The following is a 22,611-nucleotide window of genomic DNA, read 5'->3' on the forward strand; positions in this document are numbered from 1 at the left end:
CTGGCTTATCCAACCGAACCTTCGAGGGAAATCGCCACAAGCGCTTGGGCTTCCATCGCGAATTCCATCGGCAAGGCTTGCAACACGTCCTTACAGAACCCGTTTACCACCAGCGCCACGGCCTCTTCCTCGTCCATCCCGCGCGAACGGCAATAGAACAGCTGATCGTCGTCCACCTTGGATGTGGTGGCCTCGTGCTCGACCCGGCTGCTGTTATTCTTGACCTCAATGTAAGGCACAGTGTGTGCCCCGCAATCGGACCCGATCAACAAGCTGTCACATTGGGTATAGTTGCGCGATTCCTTGGCCTTGGGGTGCATCGACACCAGCCCGCGATAGGTGTTCTGCGCTTTACCGGCAGAAATCCCCTTGGACACAATGCGCGACTTGGTACGCTTGCCCAGGTGGATCATCTTGGTGCCGGTATCGGCCTGCTGCATGTTGTTCGCGATAGCAATGGAATAGAACTCACCCTGGCTATCGTCGCCACGCAGAATGCAGGACGGGTATTTCCACGTCACGGCAGACCCGGTTTCGACCTGCGTCCACATCACCTTGGCCCGATCACCACGGCAATCGGCGCGCTTGGTCACAAAGTTATAGATACCGCCCTTGCCGTTTTCATCACCGGGGTACCAGTTTTGAACGGTCGAATATTTCACTTCGGCGTCTTCTTCGATGATGATCTCGACCACGGCGGCGTGCAGCTGGCTCTCGTCGCGTTGCGGCGCGGTACAGCCCTCAAGGTAGGACACATAGGACCCCTTGTCGGCGATGATCAGCGTGCGTTCAAACTGGCCGGTGTTCTCCGCGTTGATGCGGAAATAGGTGGACAGTTCCATCGGGCAACGGACGCCCGGTGGGACGTACACAAACGACCCGTCGGAAAACACGGCCGAGTTCAGCGTAGCGTAAAAGTTGTCATTAACCGGCACGACCGAGCCAAGGTATTTCTTCACCAGCTCGGGGTGATCGCGGATCGCCTCGGAAATCGAACAAAAGATAACGCCAGCGGCCTTAAGCTCTTTTTGAAAGGTCGTACCAACGGAAACGGAATCAAACACCGCATCCACAGCCACTTTGCGCGGCGCATCTGTCAGCTCTTCGGCCCCTTCTACACCCGCCAAAAGCGCTTGCTCTTTCAACGGAATACCCAGCTTTTTATAGGTCGCCAGCAGCTTGGGGTCGACATCATCCAACGACTTCGGCTTGACCGCCATCGATTTGGGCCGCGCATAGTAATACTGGTTCTGGAAATCGATCTCGGGATAATCTACCATCGCCCAGTCAGGCTCCTTCTTGGTCAGCCAGACAGCGTAGGCGTCCAGACGCCACTGCGTCATCCATTCGGGCTCTTCGTTCTTCTCCGAGATCAGCTTGACGATATCGGTGTTCAAGCCCAGAGGCGCATAATCCATCTCGATATCAGTGGACCAGCCGTGCTTATAGGCACCGCCAACTTCGCGTACCGCATCAACTGTCTCTTGATCGACGCCTTCTTTTACAATTGTCGTGTCCAAGCTCATATTCCTCTCGCTTCGGGCATCACGCCGCCCGCATCTGATGTTTCTCGAATTTCATTGCCCAGGCTTCTGCAAAGCGCTGCACATCTTCTTGTGTTGTCTCCAGGCCCAATGACACACGGATCGCACTTGCGGCGTCGGTGTCATTATATCCCATGGCTTGCAAGACCTTGCTGGCTTTTACCTTACCGCTCGAACAGGCTGATCCTGCCGAAACTGCAAACCCCGCCAAATCCATCTGCATCACCTGCGTTTCGCCCTTCCAACCGGGGGTCAACATGCAGGTGGTGTTCGGCAAGCGCGGCAGGTCCTTGCCTACAAAAATAGTCTGCTCCGACGCGGCCGCAATAGCCTGCTCCAGATTATTTCTAAGCGCCGCCACCGCTTCCCAACGTCCAGCATCAACATCCCGGCCCGCCGCCTCTGCCGCCGCCCCGAATCCCGCGATCCCGATGATATTTTCCGTCCCTGACCGGCGGTTCATTTCCTGACCGCCGCCCCGCAAAATCGGCTCGGGGTCATTGGCGGTAAAGTTGATCAAGGCACCAACGCCCTTTGGCCCGCCCATCTTATGGGCCGATAAAATCGCATAGGATGGCGTCTCGACCTGATAGCGCACAGGCATTTTGCCCGCCAACTGCGTGATGTCACACAGGGTAGAATATTGCGCCGTGCTGCCAATCACCCGGCCCGCATCCCCCAAGATCCCCGTCTCGCTATTTGCCGCTGAAATCGCGACCAAACCGGCCCCCGCAAAATCGCCAGACGCCAAATCAATGCCAACCTCGCTCCAGACGCCCAAACAATCATGCTCCGTCGCCAGCCCGCCGAAAACACCGCCATGCCGCCCCTTCTGGGCCACAGCCAAAGCTGCCGCCTCGGTCGCACTGCTGGTAAAAATCACCTGCGTGGTTTTACACCCAACCAATTGCGCCACCTGCGCGCGGGCGCGTTCCACCAGCATCTTGGCCGCGCGGCCCTCGGAATGCACACTGGACGGGTTACCAACGACATCCATCGCAGCAATCATCGCAGCCCGCGCTTCGGCCCGCAGAGGCGTGGTCGCGTTATGATCCAGATACACTCTCACAGCAGCTTCCAAATGGTCCTAAATCCCAGGGAGTTTGAGGGACAGCGTCCCTCATCTTCTATCAAAAAAGGAATCGCGCTAGCGCGGCCTTTAATTTCATTCCTCGTCCACGACGGCAAACAGGTTCGGCACCGCGGGGCATGGGGCCAGCTCGTTGGCCACCACGTCGGACAAACGCGTTTGGTGCAAGAAAACATAGACCTGCGCGCTTAGCCCCTCCCACAAACGGTTGGTCAGCGATTGCGCGCGACTGCCCGACGATCCGCCCGACGCGCCCGCGCCCACATGCATGGCGTCGACCTTTTCATCGACAGCCACCAGAATATCGGCCACCCGAATGTCAGATGCCGGCCGGCCAAGGCGATACCCGCCCCCCGGACCCCGCACAGATGACACCAGCCCGGCCCGGCGCAGCTTGACGAAAAGCTGCTCAAGATAGGGCAAAGAGATCGACTGCCGTTCGGCGATATCGCCCAAGGACACCAATGCCCCACCGGGTTGCAACGCTATATCGGTCAGTGCCACCATGGCATACCGTCCTTTGGTTGACAGCTTCATCGCAATGATCCCTTTGTCAAAATCGCCTGTTTGATTGACGGCGACGCCTGAAATGCCTAAGTGCAATGCCTGACACCCAGAAACGCTGGGATCAAACAAGTTAGAACCGTTCTAAGGTAGCTTAGCGAATTCGTCAACTATACCGCTGCACCTTTAGGACCCAAAGCAGGGATGCCCATGCCCGAGGTTATTTTTCCCGGACCCGAAGGCCGCCTCGAAGGCCGCTACCACCCACAAAAAGAGCGCGACGCGCCGATTGCCATTCTATTGCACCCGCACCCACAGTTTGGCGGCAACATGAACCACAAGGTCGTGTATAATCTGCACTACGCATTTTATAACATGGGCTTTACCGTTCTTCGGTTCAATTTCCGCGGCGTTGGCCGCAGCCAGGGCGAATATGATCAGGGGATCGGCGAATTGTCCGATGCCGCGTCTGCGCTGGATTACCTGCAATCGATGAACAACAACTCCAAGCATTGCTGGGTTGCGGGTTTCTCGTTCGGCGCTTGGATCGGCATGCAGCTTTTGATGCGCCGCCCCGAGATCACCGGTTTTATCTCCGTCGCACCGCCTGCCAATATGTATGACTTCAGCTTCCTCGCGCCCTGCCCGGCTTCGGGTTTGGTGATCAATGGCACGGCTGACCGCGTCGCACCGCCTGCGGACACGGTTAATCTGGTCAATAAGCTGCACGAGCAAAAAGGCATCACCATCACCCACCAAGAGATCGAGGGTGCCGGCCACTTCTTTGAAGAGCCGCATATGGATACGCTGATCACGTCGACGACAGATTACGTCAAACGCCGCCTGACCGAGACAACACGATAATGGCAGAGCAGAACGTCACAGACATGGCCAATCAACTGGCCGAAGAATGTCTGTCCGTTCAGCACGAGACCGGAAACGAGCGCCTGTTTATGGAGGTCGCTTCCGTTCTCGGGGCGTCCTCCCAAACCATGGAAGAGGCGTTTTTGACAGCCATTCGCACTCACATGGCGACAGAACAGGGCCGCGCCTTTCTGCAAAAGACACTGGCCGCCCACCAAGCAAGGACCCCCCGACCATGACAGAACGACTTGAGCAGCAAATCGCCTTTCTAAACGAGGCGGACAAACTCAAGTCGGTCATGCGCGGAACATTGCTCTGTGATGCGTCGCGGTCTGAAAATTCCGCCGAACACAGCTGGCATTTGACGCTCTACGCCTTGGTGCTGGCCGATCAGGCCGGGCCTAACGTGGACATCACCCGCGTGATCAAAATGCTGATCCTGCATGATCTTGTTGAGATCGACGCGGGCGATAATCCGATCTTTGGCTCCCACGACATCTCTAATATGGAAGTGCAGGAGCAAGCAGCGGCGGATCGTATATTCGGCCTTCTTCCCAATGACTTGGGCACCGATCTGCGCGCAACTTGGGAAGAATTTGAAGCCAACCAAACCCCAACCGCGCAGTTTGCCAAATCCCTTGACCGCTTTCAGCCCCCCATTCAAAACCTAGCCGCTGGTGGCGGCAGCTGGATTGAATACAATGTGACCGAGGACCAGTTCATCGAAAAAGTCGGCACCAAGATCAAAGCAGGCGCGCCGGGGCTCTGGCGCTTTGTCCGGACCCGCGTTTCTGCATGGTTTGCCGCACATACATAAATCTGATTTACTTTACTTTTACCCTGATGCTGCACACACCAATGTTGATAGACCAGCCATCGATAGCCAACCCCAAAGGAACCGAACACCCATGACCAAGATCAAGGTGGACAACCCGATTGTCGAACTCGACGGCGATGAAATGACCCGCATCATCTGGGATTTCATCAAGAAAAAGCTGATCCTGCCCTATCTCGACATCGATCTTAAATATTACGATCTGGGGATGGAGGTCCGCGACGAGACCAACGACCAGATCACCATCGATGCCGCCCATGCGATCAAGGAATATGGCGTCGGCGTTAAATGCGCGACCATCACCCCGGACGAGGCGCGCGTCGAAGAATTCGGCCTGAAAGAGATGTGGCGCTCCCCCAACGGGACGATCCGCAACATTCTGGGCGGTGTGATTTTCCGCCAGCCGATCATCTGCAAAAACGTACCCCGCCTTGTGCCCGGCTGGACCAAGCCGATTGTCGTGGGCCGTCACGCCTTTGGCGACCAGTACAAAGCCACCGATTTCAAATTCCCCGGCAAGGGCAAGCTGACGTTGAAGTTCGTCGGTGAAGACGGCACCGAGATCGAGCGTGAAGTCTTTGACGCACCGGATTCGGGCGTCGTAATGGCGATGTACAACCTTGATAAATCCATCATCGATTTCGCCCGCGCGTCGATGAACTATGGCCTGAACCTGGGCTGGCCGGTGTATCTGAGCACCAAAAACACCATTCTCAAGCAGTATGACGGTCGTTTTCTTGAGCTGTTCCAGCATATCTACGAGACTGAATTCGCTGACAAATTCAAAGCGGCTGGCATCACTTATGAACATCGTTTGATCGACGACATGGTGGCCTGTGCGATGAAATGGAACGGCGGCTATGTCTGGGCTTGTAAGAACTATGATGGGGATGTGCAGTCTGACACCGTGGCCCAAGGGTTCGGCTCGCTTGGGTTGATGACATCCGTTCTGATGACCCCCGATGGCAACACGGTCGAGGCAGAGGCCGCCCATGGCACCGTCACACGGCACTATCGCCAGCACCAAAAGGGCGAGGAGACATCGACCAACTCCGTCGCGTCGATCTATGCGTGGACAGGCGGGCTCAAGCACCGCGGCAAGCTGGATGGCAACGAGGCGCTGACTCGTTTTGCCGAGACGCTGGAAAAAACGGTCGTTGATACGGTGGAATCAGGCTTTATGACCAAGGATCTCGCGTTGTTGGTCGGGCCCGATCAGGGCTGGCTGACCACAATGGGCTTCCTTGAAAAGGTAGACGAGAACCTGAACAACGCCCTCAAAGGCTGATCCAGTAAGGGCCACGCCAGTCGGTGTGGCCCTTTTTTTGTGCAGTTCAGCAGATTTACGCGACGTATCGCTGCAACGCGGCATAAACTGCGCGCGCGCCCCTAGACAGGTCAACATACCTGTCCTATCTCAAAAGGATGAAAAAGCCGCTAAGCCCCGACCATAATCTGACCGACGATATCCAAGGCCTTAGCCTTGGGGTGTTTCTATGCGGGCTGGGCATGCATGTTCTGACCTCGGTCGGGTTGATCACCGGACAGACCGCCGGTTTGGCTGTGATCATCGCCTATCTCAGCGGCTATTCCTTTGGTTTGGTGTTTTTCGCCATAAACCTGCCGTTCTACTTTATCGCCTACAAACGGCTTGGGCTGGAATTCACCATCAAATCCCTGATCTCGGTCACGCTTTTATCCGTGGTGACGACATTGCTGCCCTTGGGCTTTACGATAGAAAGACTTGATCCTGCCTTGGGCGCGGTGATTTTCGGATCATTGGTAGGCCTCGGCCTGCTGGCGATGTTCCGGCACAACGGGTCCTTGGGCGGGCTGGGCGTCATCGCGCTGCTGGTACAGGACACCACCGGTTTCAAGGCGGGCTGGGTGCAGCTGATCACCGATGCTGTGATCTTTGCCGTGGCCCTGTTCCTGTTCCCCGCTTCGGTCGTGATCTATTCGCTGCTGGGGGCTGTGGTGCTGAACCTGATCATCACATTCAACCACCGCAGGGACCGCTATATCGCGGCCTAGATCCACCTAAAATTGCGCGACCAAAGGGCTGGTCATTCTCGTTAAAATTCTTCAGGACTAGGGACAAGACCCCGCGAACCTTCGGCAATTTCCGAACGCCGCCCGGCACCCCGTAAGCTAAAAGGATTTGAACACAATGCATTACCTTTGGTTGTTGATCGCGATTGTATCCGAGACAATGGGCACCACGGCGCTTCAGGCTTCGCAACAGTTCACGCGGCTGTGGCCGTCGGTCGGGGTGGTGATATTTTATCTGATCTCGTTCTACTTCATGGCGCTCGCGCTCAAGGTGATGCCGGTGGGCATTGTCTATGCGATCTGGTCCGGCCTTGGGATCGTGTGCATCGCGGGGATCGGCTACGTTATCTTCGGTCAAAAACTGGATTTCCCCGCCGTGATCGGATTGCTCATGATCGTCGCGGGTATTTTGGTAATCCACCTGTTTTCGAACACCACAACGCACTAAATCCCGCCGAACCGACCGTTTGGATTGGTATTAGGGCTGGCTTTCTGGCGCGCACCACGGTATGCGCGGCGCAAATGCTGCGGTGCAACAGTGCGCGCGGCCCTCTTTCCTATCAAAGGCATACCCCAATGGACATGCGCAACATCGCAATTATCGCTCACGTTGACCACGGCAAAACGACGCTGGTAGACGAACTTTTGAAACAATCCGGCACCTACCGTGAAAACCAGGCGACCACTGAACGCGCCATGGACAGCAACGATCTGGAGCGCGAGCGCGGCATCACAATTTTCGCCAAACCGACATCGGTTGAGTGGAAAGGCCTGCGGATCAACATCGTTGACACCCCAGGCCACGCTGATTTCGGTGGCGAAGTTGAACGTATCCTGTCGATGGTTGACGGTGTTGTCTTGCTGGTTGACGCGGCCGAAGGCCCGATGCCACAAACAAAATTCGTGACGTCCAAAGCACTGGCACTGGGCCTGAACCCAATCGTTGTCCTGAACAAGGTCGACAAAGGCGATGCGGAACCCGACCGCGCACTGGACGAATGTTTCGACCTTTTCGCCAGCCTTGGTGCGAATGACGAACAGCTCGACTTTCCACACATGTACGCGTCGGGCCGCAACGGCTGGGCCGATATGGAACTGGACGGCCCGCGCAAAGATCTGACGGCCCTGTTCGACCTGATCGTCAAGCACGTCCCTGCCCCCAAGCAGCTGAAAGACATCGACAAGCCGTTCACCATGCTGGCCACCACTTTGGGCGCTGACGCGTTCATCGGCCGTATGCTGACAGGCCGCGTTGAAACCGGCCAGTTGAAAACAGGCGAGCAGGTCAAGGCGCTGTCGCGTGACGGCAAGCTGATCGAAAACTTCCGCGTGACCAAAATCATGGCGTTCCGTGGTCTGATGCAGCAACCAATTGAGGTTGCCGAAGCCGGTGACATCGTATCGATCGCAGGCATGACCAAGGCGACCGTGGCCGATTCCATCGTGGCGACCTCCGTCGACACCGCCCTGCCCGCGCAGCCGATCGATCCGCCCACAATTACGATCACATTCGGCATCAACGACAGCCCGCTTGCGGGTCGTGACGGTAAGAAAGTTCAATCCCGCGTCATCCGTGACCGGTTGATGAAAGAAGCCGAATCCAACGTCGCGATCAAAGTCACCGACACCCCCGGTGGTGAAGCATTCGAGGTCGCCGGTCGTGGCGAACTTCAAATGGGTGTTTTGATCGAAAACATGCGCCGTGAAGGGTTTGAACTGTCGGTATCGCGCCCTCAGGTTCTGTTCCGCGAAGGCGAGAACGGCGAGCGTCTTGAGCCCATCGAAGAAGTCACCATCGACGTGGATGATGAATATTCCGGTGCCGTGATCGAAAAACTGACAGGTCCCCGCAAGGGTGAACTGTCCGAGATGAAGCCCGCCGGTGCCGGTAAAACCCGCATCATCGCGTTGGTGCCATCGCGTGGCCTGATCGGCTATCACGGTGAATTCCTGACCGACACCCGCGGTACAGGCGTTTTGAACCGCGTATTCCACGACTGGGCTCCGCACAAAGGTGCCATTCCCGGCCGTCGCGCTGGTGTTCTGATCTCCATGGAGAATGGCACGTCGGTATCTTACGCGCTGTGGAAGCTGGAAGACCGTGGTAAATTCTTTATCGGTGCTCAGGAAGCCGTTTATCAAGGTATGATCATTGGTGAACACAGCCGCGAGAATGATCTGGAAGTGAACCCGTTGAAGGGCAAGCAGCTGACCAACGTGCGTGCATCCGGTACGGATGAAGCTGTGCGTTTGACCACGCCAGTCACGCTGACGCTGGAACAGGCGATTGCCTATATTGATGATGACGAGCTGGTGGAAGTGACGCCGAACGCCGTGCGTCTGCGCAAGCGCTATCTTGACCCGCATGAGCGCAAGCGGATGTCGAAGTCTGCATGATTTAAATGCCGGACCGGGGGCCAGCCCCCGGACCCCCGGGATTTTAGACCATTTGGAAAAGGGGGCTTTGCGGCCCTCTTTTTTTGTTGTGCCTTGTGACGGCGATATGCGGTCGTGCGCAGGTGCTTGAAACGCCAAAAGGCCCGCCGAGGCGGGCCTATGGTGAATTTTGGGACTGGTGGGGCCTCAGATCAGTCTTCGATCTCGACAACCATCAATTCACGCTCAGACGCGTCTTTGGCGTGGCTTAGCGCCTCTTGATAGGCAGGCGAATTGTAGCAGGCGACGGCTTCTTCTAGCGAGGGGAAGCGGGCGACGACATTGCGCGGGCGTTCTTTGCCTTCAAGCTGCACAAAGCGCCCGCCACGGGCCAGAAACTTGCCACCGTGGTCTGCTATCGCAGGGCCCGCGAGTTTGGCGTATTGGCCGTAAGCGTCTTCGTCGGTGACGGTAACATGGGCGATCCAGAGAGCTGGCATGGGGTTATCCTTTCAAGATGGCTTCGGCAGCCGCGATGGCTGCGTCAGCATTTGCAACGTCTTTTGCGCCGCCTTGCGCCATATCCGGACGGCCACCGCCGCCCTTGCCGCCCAGTTCGGCGACCACGGCCTTGACGATATCAACGGCAGATGTGTTGGCAGTCAGATCAGAGGTAACACCGGCGGCAACAGCGGCTTTGCCATCGGCATCGGCGATTAGCAGCACGACGCCGCTGCCCAGCTTGGACTTATATTCATCCACCAGCGCCGGCAGGTCTTTGCCCGTCACACCAGACAGCACCTGCGAGATGAATTTGATCCCGCCGATATCGCGCGCCTCGGGAGCGGTGGACCCGCCACCGGACATGGCGAGTTCGCGGCGCAATTGCGCGACCTCATTGGCCAGCTGTTTGCGTTCATCCATCAAGGCACGCACGCGGTCGGGCACATCGGCGGTTGAGGTTTTCAGTTCGGCGGCCACGCGGGACAAGGTGCTTTCCTGAGCGCGCAACCAGCTCAGCGCCTCGTCACCGGTCAAGGCTTCGATCCGGCGGATGCCAGAACTGCTGGAGCTATCGCCAAGGATCACAAACGCGCCGATGTCGCCGGTCTGGCGCACATGGGTACCGCCACAAAGTTCGAGCGAATAGGTTTCTTTGTCCGCGCCCTTGCCCGACCCGGCCTCGCGGCCCATCGACACGACGCGGACCTCGTCACCGTATTTTTCGCTAAACAGCGCCTGTGCGCCCAAAGCGCGGGCATCATCCGGCGTCATGATCCGGGTATCAACAGGGGCATTCTGGCGGATATAGGCGTTCACTTCCTGTTCAACTTGCGAAATTTCATCCGGCGTCATCGCGTGATTGTGGCTGTAGTCAAAGCGCAAACGATCCGCCGCATTCAACGACCCGCGCTGCGCAACCTTATCGCCAAGCGCGTTGCGCAGGGCCTCGTGCAGCAGATGGGTGGCGGAGTGGTTGGCGCGAATGGCCGTGCGGCGGGCGTGATCCACATCCAGCACGGCGGCCTGACCCGGGGTCACTGTCCCCTCGACCACGTCGCCGAAATGGATGAAGACGCCAGCCGTTTTGCGCGTATCGGTGACCGAGACGCTGCCGCTATCGGTCTTGATGATCCCGGTGTCGCCCACCTGCCCGCCGCTTTCGGCATAAAACGGGGTTTGGTTCAGGGCAATCTGCACCTTATCGCCGGCCTTAGCCGTCTGAACTTGGGCCCCGTCTTGGACCAATGCCACGATCTGACCTTCGGCGGTCTCTGTGTCGTAGCCCAAGAAGTCGGTGGTGCCGCCGGCCTCGGCCACGTCGAACCAAACGGTCGCATCTGCCGCCTCGCCAGAGCCGGACCACGCCGCGCGGGCCTGTGCTTTTTGCTTGTCCATCGCTTCGTTAAAGCCGTCCAGATCAACGCCGCGGTCTTTTTCGCGCAGGGCGTCCTGGGTCAGGTCGACGGGGAAACCATAGGTGTCATAAAGCTTGAACGCCGCCGCACCCGACAGGTTTTCACCGGCAGGCAGATCGCGCAATTCGTCGTCCAACAGCTTGAGGCCACGGTCCAGGGTTTTCTTGAAACGGGTTTCTTCAAGCAAGAGCGTCTCGGTGATCAGCGACTGCGCCTGACCCAATTCAGGATAGGCCCCGCCCATTTGGCGGACCAGTTCTGGCACCAAACGATGCATCAGCGGGTCTTGGATACCCAGCAAATGCGCGTGGCGCATGGCCCGACGCATGATCCGGCGCAAGACATAACCGCGCCCGTCATTTGCAGGCATCACACCATCGGCGATCAAGAACGAGGTCGACCGGAGGTGATCGGCGATCACGCGGTGGTGGGTTTTGCCCGGCCCGTCGGGGTCGGTGTTCGACGCGTTGGCACTGGCAACAATCAGGTTGCGCATCAGGTCCGTGGCATAGTTGTCATTGGTACCCTGCAACAAGGCCGCGACACGTTCAATTCCCATGCCCGTATCAATCGACTGGTTCGGCAACGGCTTGCGGGTGCCATCCTCGAACTGCTCGTATTGCATGAAAACGAGGTTCCAGATCTCAACAAACCGGTCGCCGTCTTCTTCAGGAGAACCGGGAGGGCCGCCCCAGATGTGATCGCCGTGGTCATAGAAAATCTCGGAGCACGGACCGCAAGGACCGGTCGGCCCCATCATCCAAAAGTTGTCATCGGTTGCGATGCGAATGATGCGGTCATCGGGCAGGCCTGCGACCTTTTTCCAGATGTCCGCAGCCTCGTCATCGGTATGGTAAACGGTGACATACAGCCGCTTGGGATCGATCCCCAATTCCTTGGTGATCAGCTCCCATGAAAATGCAATCGCCTCGGCCTTGAAATAATCGCCAAAGCTGAAATTTCCCAACATTTCAAAGAACGTATGGTGACGCGCCGTATAGCCGACATTGTCCAGATCGTTATGTTTGCCGCCGGCCCGTACGCATTTCTGCGCCGTGGTCGCGCGTTTGTAATCGCGGGTTTCGACGCCGGTGAACAGGTTTTTGAACTGCACCATGCCCGAGTTGGCAAACATCAATGTGGGGTCGTTGCGCGGCACCAGCGGGCTGGAGGGCTGAACGGAGTGCCCGTTCTTTTCAAAGTAACCCAGAAAGGTGGATCGGATATCGTTTAGCGTCTTCATATGCGGGGCCTTTCGAGGGGCAAAAAAGTGTTGCCCTCAAATAGCCTTGCGGCGGGGCACTGTCCACCGTTCCGCCAAACGAAAAAGGGCGCGCCCAGTGGCACGCCCCGTAATTGCTATTCAAAACCGGCTTACGCCTCGAGAATATCGATATCGTCTTTTTCGGATCCATCGAAATCAAGCCCATGGGCAGCGCGGATTTTGTCTTCGATCTCCATCGCCATGGCCTCGTTTTCTTTCAGGAAGGTTTTGGCATTTTCACGCCCCTGCCCGATCCGTTCGTCGCCATAGCTGAACCATGATCCCGATTTATCAACCACGCCAGCCTTGACGCCGAGGTCCAAAAGCTCGCCCATTTTCGAGATGCCTTCGCCATACATGATGTCGAATTCAACTTGTTTGAACGGCGCTGCGACCTTGTTTTTTACGACCTTGACCCGTGTGGCGTTCCCGACCACCTCGTCACGATCCTTAAGCGCGCCGATCCGGCGAATATCAAGCCGCACAGAGGAGTAGAATTTCAGCGCGTTGCCGCCTGATGTCGTCTCGGGGGAGCCGAACATCACGCCAATCTTCATCCGGATTTGGTTAATAAAGATCACCATGCAGTTCGACCGAGAGATCGAGCCGGTCAGTTTCCGCATCGCTTGCGACATCAACCGCGCCTGAACCCCGACGGAGCTGTCGCCCATGTCGCCTTCGAGCTCGGATTTCGGTGTGAGCGCTGCAACCGAATCGACAACAACCATGTTAACAGCGCCTGAACGCACCAAAGTATCAACGATTTCAAGCGCTTGCTCGCCAGTGTCCGGCTGAGAGATCAGCAATTCATCAATGTCGACGCCAAGTTTTTTGGCGTATTGCGGATCAAGCGCGTGCTCCGCATCGACGAACGCACAGACGCCACCCTGCTTTTGCTGCTCAGCAACGCAATGCAGCGTCAACGTGGTCTTGCCCGAGCTTTCAGGACCGTAAACCTCGATGATCCGGCCCATCGGCAGGCCGCCAATGCCAAGCGCGATATCAAGACCAAGAGAGCCGGTCGAGCTGGATTTAATGTCCTGAATGGCACCTTCGGCACCCAGTTTCATGATCGACCCCTTGCCGAACTGGCGTTCAATCTGTGCCAGCGCGCTATCAAGGGCTTTTTGCTTTTCAGCTTGTTTCTTGTTGTCCATTGTCAAAAGATCTGCCGTTGCCATTTGAGGGTATCCCTTTACTGTCACAGTGGTGTCGAAGCCGCAATCGCTGCATGCGCCAATCGGGTTTTGTTCTTTATATGTTCCATATGAGACCAAAAGCAGAACATTTCAATCTATTTGTTTCATATTCCATCTTTTATCCGAAGTGATTAACATCAGATTTACAATGGCCGGGCCGTAGGAACTAAACGTGGGATATCGTCTATATGCTTGTTTTCTTTAAAGAACGGCTTGCTTTTTTATCGGTCCCCAAGACGGGGTCCACCGCTTATGAGACCGCTTTGGCCCCGCGGGCGGATATGGTTATTTCGGAACCACCGATGCTGAAACATGCGCCCGTCTATCGATACAACCGATTCATTCGGCCAATGTTTTTAAAGGTATGCGACGCCGAGATGGAGCTGATGGCCGTCATGCGCGAGCCGATCAGCTGGCTGGGCAGTTGGTATCGCTATCGCCAGCGGCCCTTTATGCAGGGCAAACCAAACGCCACTTTCGACATCAGCTTTGACGAGTTTATCTTGGCCTATATGAAGGGCAAAAAACCTGGGTTCGCAGATGTGGGCAGCCAGCTAAATTTTATGGCTGCACAGCCCAACGGCACGCACATTACCCATTATTTCAGATATGAAGATCAGGCCAGGTTGCAGGCGTTTCTATCTGACCGGCTCGGTGTCACCTTTGATCTTAAACGAGAAAATGTGTCGCCCCAGATGGAATTAACCTTGTCACCCGACGTGGAACAACGGTTTCGCCGCAAATTTCACGAGGAGTTTGCGCTATACGATTCCATTCCCTGATCAGCGCATCTGGCTGTGGACGGTATTCGTCAGATCAGTCAGAGAGAACGGCTTGGGCAGGAAAACAGAATTTGGGATGGCGGTTTGTTCCGCGCCAAAACTATCCTCCGCATAGCCTGAAACGAACACGACGGGCACGCCTGGCCGGTCTTTCAGCGCCTCACGCACCCAACTTGGCCCGTCCATCCCCGGCATGATCACATCCGTGACGAACACATCGACATTCAATGTCTCATCCTCAAGGGTTTTTAGCGCCATTTCCGCAGATTCGGCTTCAAGCACCGTGTAACCCCGCATCCGCAAGGCGCGGCTCGCAAAGGCCCGAACCGGCGCTTCATCTTCGACCAGCAAAATAATACCATCGTCGAAATTCGTGGCCGTCGCTGCTGGGGCGACCGTTTTATCCGGGGTCTGTGTCATGGTTCTTGTTAACACAGGAAAATAAAGCGTAAAGACCGTTCCGACGCCGACGGTGCTATCAATAAAGATAAAACCGCCTGATTGCTTGATGATCCCATAGGCCGTGGACAGCCCCAGACCCGTCCCCTCGCCCGTGCGTTTCGTCGTGTAAAACGGCTCAAACACCTTTTGTAGTTTATCCTCGGGTATGCCCACGCCTTCGTCGGCAACTTGCAAGGTTACATATTGGCCCGGCGGCACGGTCACACGGTCGCGCGAAAGCGGCGCGTTCAGGTCCAAGCATTCGGTCGTGATCTTGATCTCTCCGCCGTCTTGCATCGCGTCGCGCGCATTAACGACCAGGTTCATAAGAACCTGTTCCAGCTGCCTTTTATCGGCGCGTATGGGCTTTAGTACCGGATCGTGGCTTAGGCTTAGGGTCACCTTTTCCCCCACAAGCCTGTTCAACAGATGCGTCAAATCGGCCAACGTATCGCGCAGATCCAGCGTTTCCGGCCGCAGCGTCTGCTTGCGGGAAAAGGCCAGCAATTGCCCCACCAACGCGGCCGCGCGGTTGGTATTTTGGTTAATTTGGATCAGATCGCTATAATCCGGATCGCCTTGGTCATGGCGCAACAGCAAAAGGTCGCAGTGACCAGAAATCGCGGTCAGAAGGTTGTTGAAATCATGCGCAACGCCGCCGGCCAATTGCCCGATCGCCTGCATTTTCTGGCTTTGCACGAATTGCGCCTCGAGCGTTTTTAACTGCGTGGCATCATTCAAAACGGCAATTAATGCAGGCACCCCCTGATCCGTCACAAGGCTTAACGTGACCTGAACGAATGCCTCTCGGTCATCCCGTTTTAGGCGCAAGAATTCGGATTTTTGCAGCAATTTCCCGTCGAGCGTTTCGGTCAGCCAGTCATTGATGGACCGCCCCAACCCTTCCATCAGCGTCGCCAAAAGCGCGTCAGGCTGCAACCCCGGCCCGACCAGATTTGCGGCCATCTGATTATACGACAACACTGCACCATTTGGCGCGATCTTGATCAATGGGATGGGCAATTCATGAAAGCCGCGCCATTCCGCATCCTGTGACCGCGGCGCATGGGCAGGCAATAAATACAAGGCCTTACGCCCCGCTCCTGCCTCAAGCTCTCCGATCAACATGGTCATTTCGCCATCGGCGGTCATGACTTCGGCCAGATCGCCATGGGCCACCGGCAATGTTTTGAACACACGGTCCAGCGTCTTGACCCGGCTGCCAATAAGCCCCCGAGACGCTTCGTTCATGAACAACACGGCACCGGACCGGCCGACCATCATCATCGGCAAGGATTGTTCATAATCACGCGACCGCGCGGGGCCTTTTTCCTGAATGGTTTCCACCCGCCACAAAAACCCGTCAGCAACCCGGTGCAAAGAAAGACGCACATGGCCGGACCGCGTCACGATATCCTCGCGCGCCGCACCGTTTTTCGCAGCGCGATCTTGCAGACGGAACACAATGGCCGACGGGTTCGCGAATTGACTTGACAGAAATGACGTCACGGTTTTGGCCGGTTTAACCTTGCAAAGCGCCGCAGCGGCCAAGTTTTGCGCCGTCACCACCCCGTCGTCGGTGGCAAATACACTTGGGCTGGCGTCATTGGCGATAAAATCAACGATCGCCCGCTGATCCTTGCCGCGCCGGTTAACCGACACGACGTCGGCAACAAAACCAATTGCAGCGACACTTAAAAAAGCACCAGCAGCCGCCATAAAAACAACGCTCAGGGAATGGTTTTGCGACACCTGCGCCGCAATAGCCGCAGCAATCGCAGCGAAAACAACGATCAGCAACCGCTTGCGCCTAACTTGTGCCACGCTGTTCGGCTTTGACAAAAACGGCCCTCCCGCCACATAGAACTTGCAATCGATCTACGTGCAGTAAGGTTAAGGTAGTGTGAATGTGCTCATGACAACCCGAAAAACACGCATAGGTTGATAATACACAGTTCTAGTTTCGCCTCAAGTGCGCTGTAAAGAATCCGTCGCCATCGTCATTTACATCAAACCGTCTTTGAAATCCGACGGACCAATCAGGATGACGCTGGAGGAACGCGTTAATCCGATCTTCATTTTCACAGGTTAGCACCGAACATGTCGCATAAACCAAACATCCGTTCGGGGCGGTCAACGCCGTTGCATCGTCCAAAACACTGTCCTGTATGGCGGTCAACTCTTGAAGTCGCGTGGCAGATAGGGTCCATTTCCCTTCGGGCGAGCGCCGCCATGCCCCGCTGCCGGAACATGGCGCGTCGCATAGAACCACATCGAAAGGCGTTTCATTTTTCAAATCATCCGTTTCAATCTGGCGAATGGAACGGCCAGCACGCGCAGCACGGGCTGGCAGATCCTGCATGCGCCGGGGGTCAATGTCATGGGCGGTGACTTCCGTTGCCGGATCAACAGCCAGCGCCAGTGATTTTCCACCACCGCCCGCGCAGTAATCCAGTACCCGGCCACCATTTGGCATGGCGGTGACAACGGCTTGGCTGGATGCATCCTGCAGTTCAACCGCCCCGTCTAAATAGCTGTCAGAGTTACGAATTTTACGCTCACCGGCCGTCACCGTCAGTGCGGTTCCAGCCAGCGGGTTGGCCCGCGTCTCTACACCTTGCGCTGCCAATGCTGCCGCTGCGGCGCTTGGCGTGGTTTTGGCCGTATTGACCCGCAGCGTGATCGGCGCGCGCGCCTGAAGCGCCAGGGCCACGGTCTTAGCGCGGCCCTCAAGCGATGCTTTGAACTGCGGAATAATCCAGTCTGGCAAGTTCCACAGCGTTGCCTCATCAGCCTCGGCCGAGGGTTCATGCTCTGCCTCGGTTAGGGGCTGAGGCGCATGCCCCACCCCGTTGAAAAGACCATCAAGGTCAGCATCTTGCGCACGCAACAGACCAATCATGAGGGCACGCCCTGTCTGCCCCCCGCCCAGATGGGCAGCGGTCCGACGCTGACGCAGCACATCAAACACGTGATCGCGAATTGCCGCGCGATCCTTGGACCCGGCAAAGCGATTGCCGCGGCCCCAACGGGTCAGCGCTTGTTCGACCGGAAGACCGTCAAACATGGTGTTCAAAATTTCAATCGCTGCTGCGACGCGTGCGCCGGGGGTCATGTAAGTGCCACGTTTAATTGCCTTTCAAAGCAGTACCTTATCAGGCAATGCTGTTTTGTAACTTCGGACGCTGCCGCAGGATCGGCACGACCGTCACGGTGATGCCATGTGGTCGATGCAATCCAATTTTACCGATCATACTTGCGGTGCGCATCAGCTGACTTTGCAGGTCTGCGTACACATAGGGCTGTACCGACCGCCAGCATTCGTCGTCAAGGTCTTTTACCGCTTACCGCATCCGCATTGGTTTCTGGGCTTACAGTGGTGAAGCAGACTTGCCGTGGTGAGGCAAAAGGATCATCAACGTAGATATCGAACCATCCGACTGTGTTCATTTTGCTCTTCTCATATTCCTTTATGTTTATATTCAGTGTGTTGCAGGGCGCGATCAGGCAGCGGCGTCTTGCGTCACGCCCTTGGGCTCAACCGTGCTTTCGAGGTGCCAAATCTTGGATACGATTTGCCATCCGTCCGCCCCAAGAACAAAGCCAAGGTGATCGACAAAGACACTTTGATGGGCGCGTATCCGGATTTTGACGGTCGCACTGAGGGGCGACAAAAAGTCGATCAACAGAACCTCTGCCTCGCGCGATTGCCCCTTACTTGCGGGCGATACACGCCCGGCAACATCGCGGCTGAAACTGTCGATCGGTTCAACAAAAACCGTACCGTTATCAGCGTCAAACAAGCTGGATTGAGGGTGGAATACCGCGTTCAATTTATCGGTGTCGCAGTCGTGGATCGCGTCGAAATAGGTTTCGATTGCGGCCAGAAGGTCTGTTTGGATGGTCATTGTCAGTCTCCATGTCAAAGTGATGAACAAGACTTGCCAGTTGCTGATAAATCCCGATACTGGCATTATTGACAATATACGGTCGGATTCCGCCAACATGACAAAATTTGCCACTTTTCCCGAAAAACACCCCTTGGTCTGCGCCATTGCCTATGACGGGTTGTGCACCTTTGGATTCGGCATCGCGGTTGAACTCTTCGCCCTGCCCCGCCCCGAATTTGACAATTGGTACAGGTTTGCGACCGTCAAAGCAGAACCCGGCCCCATCCGCGCGGTCGGCGGCATCACAATAGACGCCCAAGACGATCTAAGCCTTTTGCAAGACGCCAGCCTGATTATCGTGCCCGGATGGCGCGGCGCAGATACCCCCGTGCCAGAGGAGCTGTGTTCAGCCTTGCGCGATGCCTACGCCCGTGGGGCACGTGTGGCGTCGATCTGTTCGGGGGTCTTTGTTCTGGCAGCGGCGGGCTTGCTGGACGGGAAAACGGCAACAACCCATTGGCGCTATACGGAAAAGCTGGCCGAGAGATACCCCAACATCAGCGTCGATCCGGACGTGTTGTTTGTTGAGGGTGAACGTGTGTTTACCTCTGCCGGGTCGGCGGCGGGGCTGGATCTGGGGCTGCACATTATCCGGCAGGACTTTGGCGCACAGGTGGCCGCCTCTGTCGCACGGCGGCTGGTTTTGCCTGCACAACGGGACGGCGGTCAGCGACAATTTGTGCCCCGACCGGAACCAAAGGCCCGCGTTGGGTCAGGTCTGTCGGCACTGCAAGATCGCATCAGGGCATCGATTGACGAAGAATGGCCGATTGAACGCATGGCCAGCGTCGCCGCCACCAGCGGGCGCACATTGGCGCGGCGCTTTCATGAAGAGGCTGGCACGACTCCGCTAAACTGGCTCAAGCTGGAACGTGTCACCCGCGCAGCAGAGTTGCTTGAGAATGGTGCAATTCCACTGTCCGATGTTTGGGAAAGCTGCGGGTTTGGCTCTGCCGAAACCTTCCGCCGTGAATTCCGCAAAACCATGGGCGTCCCCCCTATCCGCTATCGAGAACGCCTTGGAGCGCCAGCGGGTTAGGCTAAATGGGGCCTGTCGCGCGCAAGAAAGGGCCGGGCGATTTCGCGCCACGGCCCTTTAGAACATCAACAAAATATGGCTTTACCCGACGCGGTAGTTCGGAGACTCTCGCGTAATCTGTACGTCGTGCACATGGCTTTCTTTCAGACCTGCGCCGGTAATCTTAACGAACGAGCAGTTCTTGCGCATTTCGTCGACCGTTGCGCATCCGGTATAGCCCATTGCCGCGCGCAAGCCGCCGACCATTTGATGGACCACGGCCGCTGCGGAGCCTTTATAGGCCACTTGACCCTCGATCCCTTCGGGGACCAGTTTGTCGCTGGCCGCATCTTTCTGGAAATACCGGTCAGCAGAGCCGCTGGCCATTGCGCCAAGCGACCCCATACCACGATAGCTTTTGAAGCTACGCCCTTGATAAAGAATGACATCGCCGGGGGATTCGTCGGTGCCTGCGATCATCGATCCGACCATGGCGCAAGACGCGCCCGCCGCGATGGCCTTGGCAAAATCACCCGAGAATTTGATGCCGCCATCGGCGATCACCGGAATATCGCCCGCCGCTTTTGCGCAATCCATGATGGCTGTCAGTTGTGGAACGCCAACCCCTGCCACCATCCGCGTGGTACAGATCGACCCCGGACCAATGCCCACCTTAACCGCATCCGCACCCGCACCGATCAAGGCACGTGTCGCTTCGCCAGTCGCCACGTTGCCTGCCACAACTTGTACTTCGTTGCTGAGCTTTTTGGCGCGCTCGACCGCGATGGCCACCCCTTCGGAATGCCCATGCGCCGTGTCGATAACGATCATATCCACGCCTGCATCGACAAGCGCTTGAGACCGTTCAAACCCGGCATCGCCTGTGGTGGTCGCTGCGGCCACGCGCAGGCGGCCCAACTCATCCTTGCAGGCTGTGGGGTTCAGAACCGCCTGTTCGGTGTCTTTGAGGGTCAGCAGACCGGTCAGCTTGCCCTGATCATCCGTGACCAGCAGCTTTTCGATCCGGCGGGCCTTCATCAGGCTGATCGCTTCTTCCCGGTCGGCGGGTTCGTGCAAAATGGCTAGATTATCCACGGTCATCATCAGATGCACCGGCGTATCATCCGCCCGGGCAAAGCGCATATCGCGGTTGGTCACAATGCCCACGACCCGGCCCATTTCATCCACCACCGGAAAACCTGTGACGTTATAGCGTTGCTGCAATGCCTTGGCATCGGCGAGGGTTTGATTGGCGCGCAGGGTGATCGGGTTATAGACGATCCCGCTTTCAAAGCGTTTGACGCGGCGGACCTCTTCGGCCTGTTCGGCGATGGTCAGGTTGCGGTGAACCACCCCCATGCCGCCCGCTTGGGCCATGGCAATCGCCATGCGCCCTTCGGTCACCGTGTCCATCGCCGAGCTGAGCAGCGGGATGTTCAAAGCGATCGATTTGGTCACATGGGTGCGTGTGTCAGCCGTCGAAGGCAACACGCTTGATGCCGCTGGCACCAGTAGTACATCATCAAAGGTCAGAGCCTCACGAATCTCCATTTTGCACCTCGGCTTGCATGGGTTCATTTGGCGGTTTCCTATTTCATGGATTGCACCAATTGGAAAGGGCCATTTGCCACGCAGCGCCATTGCAAAAACGCAAAGCTCGGTCAAAGCTGTGCTGAGCGGGTATTAAGGGGAGCATTACGATGGCCAATCACGGATATGAGGGCGGCAGGCTGGATCTGCCCTTTGTGGGCATTTCGACCTTTGGCAAACGGCCCTATCAGCCTGATTGGGCGGCATTGGATGCTGATGTCGCCATTCTGGGGGCACCGTATGATGCAGGCACGCAATGGCGTGCAGGGGCGCGGTTTGGCCCGCGCGGCGTGCGCGAGGCATCGACCCTGTTCAGCTTTGGCCACGCGGGGGCCTATGATCATGAAGACGACGCGGTGTACCTGCCCGGCGATGTGAACATCGTCGATATTGGCGACGCCGACATCGTGCATACCGACACCGAACAAAGCCACGCCAATATTGAGACCGGCGTGCGGGCGATTTTAGATGCCGGAGCCCTGCCCGTCGTGATTGGTGGCGATCATTCGATCAACATTCCTTGCATCCGCGCGTTTGACGGTCAGGGCGACATTCATATTTTGCAGATCGACGCGCATCTGGATTTCGTCGACGAACGCCACGGCGTGCGTCATGGCCATGGCAACCCCATGCGCCGCGCGGCAGAACAGGATTATGTCACCGGCTTGACGCAGGTCGGCATCCGCAATGTCAGCTCGACCGCGCGCGAAGGCTATGATGATGCCCGCGCGATGGGGTCTGATATCATATCGGTCCGCCAAGCGCGCAAGATGGGGACCATGGGCGTGTTGGCCCATGTACCCGAAGGCGCGCGGCTATATGTGACGATCGATATTGATGCGTTTTGCCCGTCGATTGCGCCGGGCACCGGCACGCCGTCCCATGGTGGTTTCTTGTATTACGAGGTGTTGGAGCTGCTACAGGCCGCCGCCAAACGCCACGAGATTGTGGGGATCGATTTGGTCGAGGTCGCGCCGGATTATGACCCCACGGGATCGACATCCATTCTGGCCGCGCAGCTGTTGTTGAACTTTCTGGGCTTCATCTTTAACGCGCGTGGTGCTTGAGGTTGATGCCTTGGGGCGCTGCCCGTCGCGCCAAAGGCGCGCCACGAATAAGTGGCGACCCTTTGGGTCGACCCCCAAGGATATTTAAAAGCCAGAGAAGATGGACGTGGAAGCGG

The 22,611-nt window shown here is 57.0% G+C and carries 20 protein-coding genes; 10 read left to right on the forward strand and 10 right to left on the reverse strand.

Annotated elements, in window-relative coordinates; translation table 11 throughout:
• Window positions 1-5: 5 nt before the first annotated feature.
• The 3 genes from sufB to WNY39_RS01640 form a co-directional block, all read right to left on the reverse strand.
• On the reverse strand, window positions 6-1,526 hold the full coding sequence (sufB, locus tag WNY39_RS01630) for a Fe-S cluster assembly protein SufB (protein ID WP_342843520.1): 1,521 nt from the start codon (window positions 1,524-1,526) through the stop codon (window positions 6-8).
• A 19-nt stretch (window positions 1,527-1,545) separates the two neighbouring features.
• On the reverse strand, window positions 1,546-2,613 hold the full coding sequence (locus WNY39_RS01635; protein ID WP_342843521.1) for an aminotransferase class V-fold PLP-dependent enzyme: 1,068 nt from the start codon (window positions 2,611-2,613) through the stop codon (window positions 1,546-1,548).
• Between the two features lie 96 nt (window positions 2,614-2,709).
• Window positions 2,710-3,171 carry an Rrf2 family transcriptional regulator gene (locus WNY39_RS01640; RefSeq protein WP_341234512.1) on the reverse strand — a complete coding sequence of 154 codons (462 nt, stop codon included), beginning with the start codon at window positions 3,169-3,171 and terminating at the stop codon, window positions 2,710-2,712.
• Between the two features lie 177 nt (window positions 3,172-3,348).
• Here WNY39_RS01640 and WNY39_RS01645 point away from each other — a divergent pair, with 177 nt between their 5' ends.
• The 7 genes from WNY39_RS01645 (at window position 3,349) to typA (ending at window position 9,286) form a co-directional block, all read left to right on the forward strand.
• Window positions 3,349-4,002, forward strand: a complete 654-nt coding sequence (locus tag WNY39_RS01645; protein ID WP_341234513.1) for an alpha/beta hydrolase — start codon at window positions 3,349-3,351, stop codon at window positions 4,000-4,002.
• Entirely contained in the window at window positions 4,002-4,241 is a 240-nt protein-coding gene (locus tag WNY39_RS01650) for a hypothetical protein (protein ID WP_342843522.1), read from the forward strand. The genes WNY39_RS01645 and WNY39_RS01650 overlap by 1 nt, the downstream gene beginning before the upstream one ends.
• Window positions 4,238-4,819, forward strand: a complete 582-nt coding sequence (locus tag WNY39_RS01655; RefSeq protein ID WP_342843524.1) for an HD domain-containing protein — start codon at window positions 4,238-4,240, stop codon at window positions 4,817-4,819. The genes WNY39_RS01650 and WNY39_RS01655 overlap by 4 nt, the downstream gene beginning before the upstream one ends.
• A 91-nt stretch (window positions 4,820-4,910) precedes the next feature.
• Window positions 4,911-6,125, forward strand: a complete 1,215-nt coding sequence (locus WNY39_RS01660; RefSeq protein WP_342843526.1) for an NADP-dependent isocitrate dehydrogenase — start codon at window positions 4,911-4,913, stop codon at window positions 6,123-6,125.
• Window positions 6,126-6,262: 137 nt separating this feature from the next.
• The gene (locus WNY39_RS01665) at window positions 6,263-6,871 is read left to right on the forward strand and encodes a YitT family protein (protein WP_341234517.1); all 609 of its coding nucleotides are present in this window, start codon (window positions 6,263-6,265) and stop codon (window positions 6,869-6,871) included.
• Window positions 6,872-7,007: 136 nt separating this feature from the next.
• A complete protein-coding gene (locus WNY39_RS01670) occupies window positions 7,008-7,337 on the forward strand; it encodes an SMR family transporter (protein ID WP_341234518.1) in 330 nt (109 codons plus the stop codon).
• Between the two features lie 128 nt (window positions 7,338-7,465).
• Window positions 7,466-9,286 carry a translational GTPase TypA gene (typA, locus tag WNY39_RS01675; RefSeq protein WP_342843529.1) on the forward strand — a complete coding sequence of 607 codons (1,821 nt, stop codon included), beginning with the start codon at window positions 7,466-7,468 and terminating at the stop codon, window positions 9,284-9,286.
• Window positions 9,287-9,477: 191 nt separating this feature from the next.
• Here typA and WNY39_RS01680 read toward each other — a convergent pair whose 3' ends face one another.
• The 3 genes from WNY39_RS01680 to recA form a co-directional block, all read right to left on the reverse strand.
• Window positions 9,478-9,765 carry a DUF1330 domain-containing protein gene (locus WNY39_RS01680; protein WP_342843531.1) on the reverse strand — a complete coding sequence of 96 codons (288 nt, stop codon included), beginning with the start codon at window positions 9,763-9,765 and terminating at the stop codon, window positions 9,478-9,480.
• A 4-nt stretch (window positions 9,766-9,769) separates the two neighbouring features.
• Window positions 9,770-12,427: an alanine--tRNA ligase gene (gene alaS / locus WNY39_RS01685; RefSeq protein WP_342843533.1), complete on the reverse strand. Its 2,658-nt coding sequence runs from the start codon at window positions 12,425-12,427 to the stop codon at window positions 9,770-9,772.
• A 131-nt stretch (window positions 12,428-12,558) separates the two neighbouring features.
• Window positions 12,559-13,629, reverse strand: a complete 1,071-nt coding sequence (recA, locus tag WNY39_RS01690) for a recombinase RecA (RefSeq protein WP_341234522.1) — start codon at window positions 13,627-13,629, stop codon at window positions 12,559-12,561.
• Window positions 13,630-13,835: 206 nt separating this feature from the next.
• On the opposite strand from recA, the gene WNY39_RS01695 reads away from it, so the two are divergent.
• Window positions 13,836-14,429: a gamma-glutamyl kinase gene (locus WNY39_RS01695; protein ID WP_342843536.1), complete on the forward strand. Its 594-nt coding sequence runs from the start codon at window positions 13,836-13,838 to the stop codon at window positions 14,427-14,429.
• Here the strand turns inward: WNY39_RS01695 and WNY39_RS01700 are convergent, their stop codons facing one another.
• The 3 genes from WNY39_RS01700 to WNY39_RS01710 form a co-directional block, all read right to left on the reverse strand.
• Window positions 14,430-16,694, reverse strand: a complete 2,265-nt coding sequence (locus WNY39_RS01700; RefSeq protein WP_342843538.1) for an ATP-binding protein — start codon at window positions 16,692-16,694, stop codon at window positions 14,430-14,432.
• A gap of 133 nt (window positions 16,695-16,827) precedes the next feature.
• Window positions 16,828-17,985 (reverse strand): RsmB/NOP family class I SAM-dependent RNA methyltransferase, encoded by a 1,158-nt coding sequence (locus WNY39_RS01705; protein WP_342843539.1) that lies wholly within the window; start codon window positions 17,983-17,985, stop codon window positions 16,828-16,830.
• 388 nt (window positions 17,986-18,373) lie between these two features.
• A complete protein-coding gene (locus WNY39_RS01710) occupies window positions 18,374-18,778 on the reverse strand; it encodes a nuclear transport factor 2 family protein (RefSeq protein ID WP_342843541.1) in 405 nt (134 codons plus the stop codon).
• Window positions 18,779-18,875: 97 nt separating this feature from the next.
• Between WNY39_RS01710 and ftrA the strand changes: the two genes are divergently transcribed.
• The gene (gene ftrA, locus WNY39_RS01715; RefSeq protein ID WP_342843543.1) at window positions 18,876-19,859 is read left to right on the forward strand and encodes a transcriptional regulator FtrA; all 984 of its coding nucleotides are present in this window, start codon (window positions 18,876-18,878) and stop codon (window positions 19,857-19,859) included.
• Between the two features lie 81 nt (window positions 19,860-19,940).
• On the opposite strand, the gene guaB is transcribed toward ftrA, so the two are convergent.
• Complete coding sequence (gene guaB, locus WNY39_RS01720) at window positions 19,941-21,389, reverse strand: IMP dehydrogenase (RefSeq protein WP_341234528.1); 1,449 nt, start codon at window positions 21,387-21,389, stop codon at window positions 19,941-19,943.
• A 149-nt stretch (window positions 21,390-21,538) separates the two neighbouring features.
• Between guaB and speB the strand changes: the two genes are divergently transcribed.
• On the forward strand, window positions 21,539-22,495 hold the full coding sequence (speB, locus tag WNY39_RS01725; protein WP_342843546.1) for an agmatinase: 957 nt from the start codon (window positions 21,539-21,541) through the stop codon (window positions 22,493-22,495).
• Window positions 22,496-22,611 lie beyond the last annotated feature (116 nt).

Origin of the sequence: Sulfitobacter sp. AS59 (genome assembly GCF_038899995.1) — a bacterium.
GTDB lineage: Bacteria > Pseudomonadota > Alphaproteobacteria > Rhodobacterales > Rhodobacteraceae > Sulfitobacter.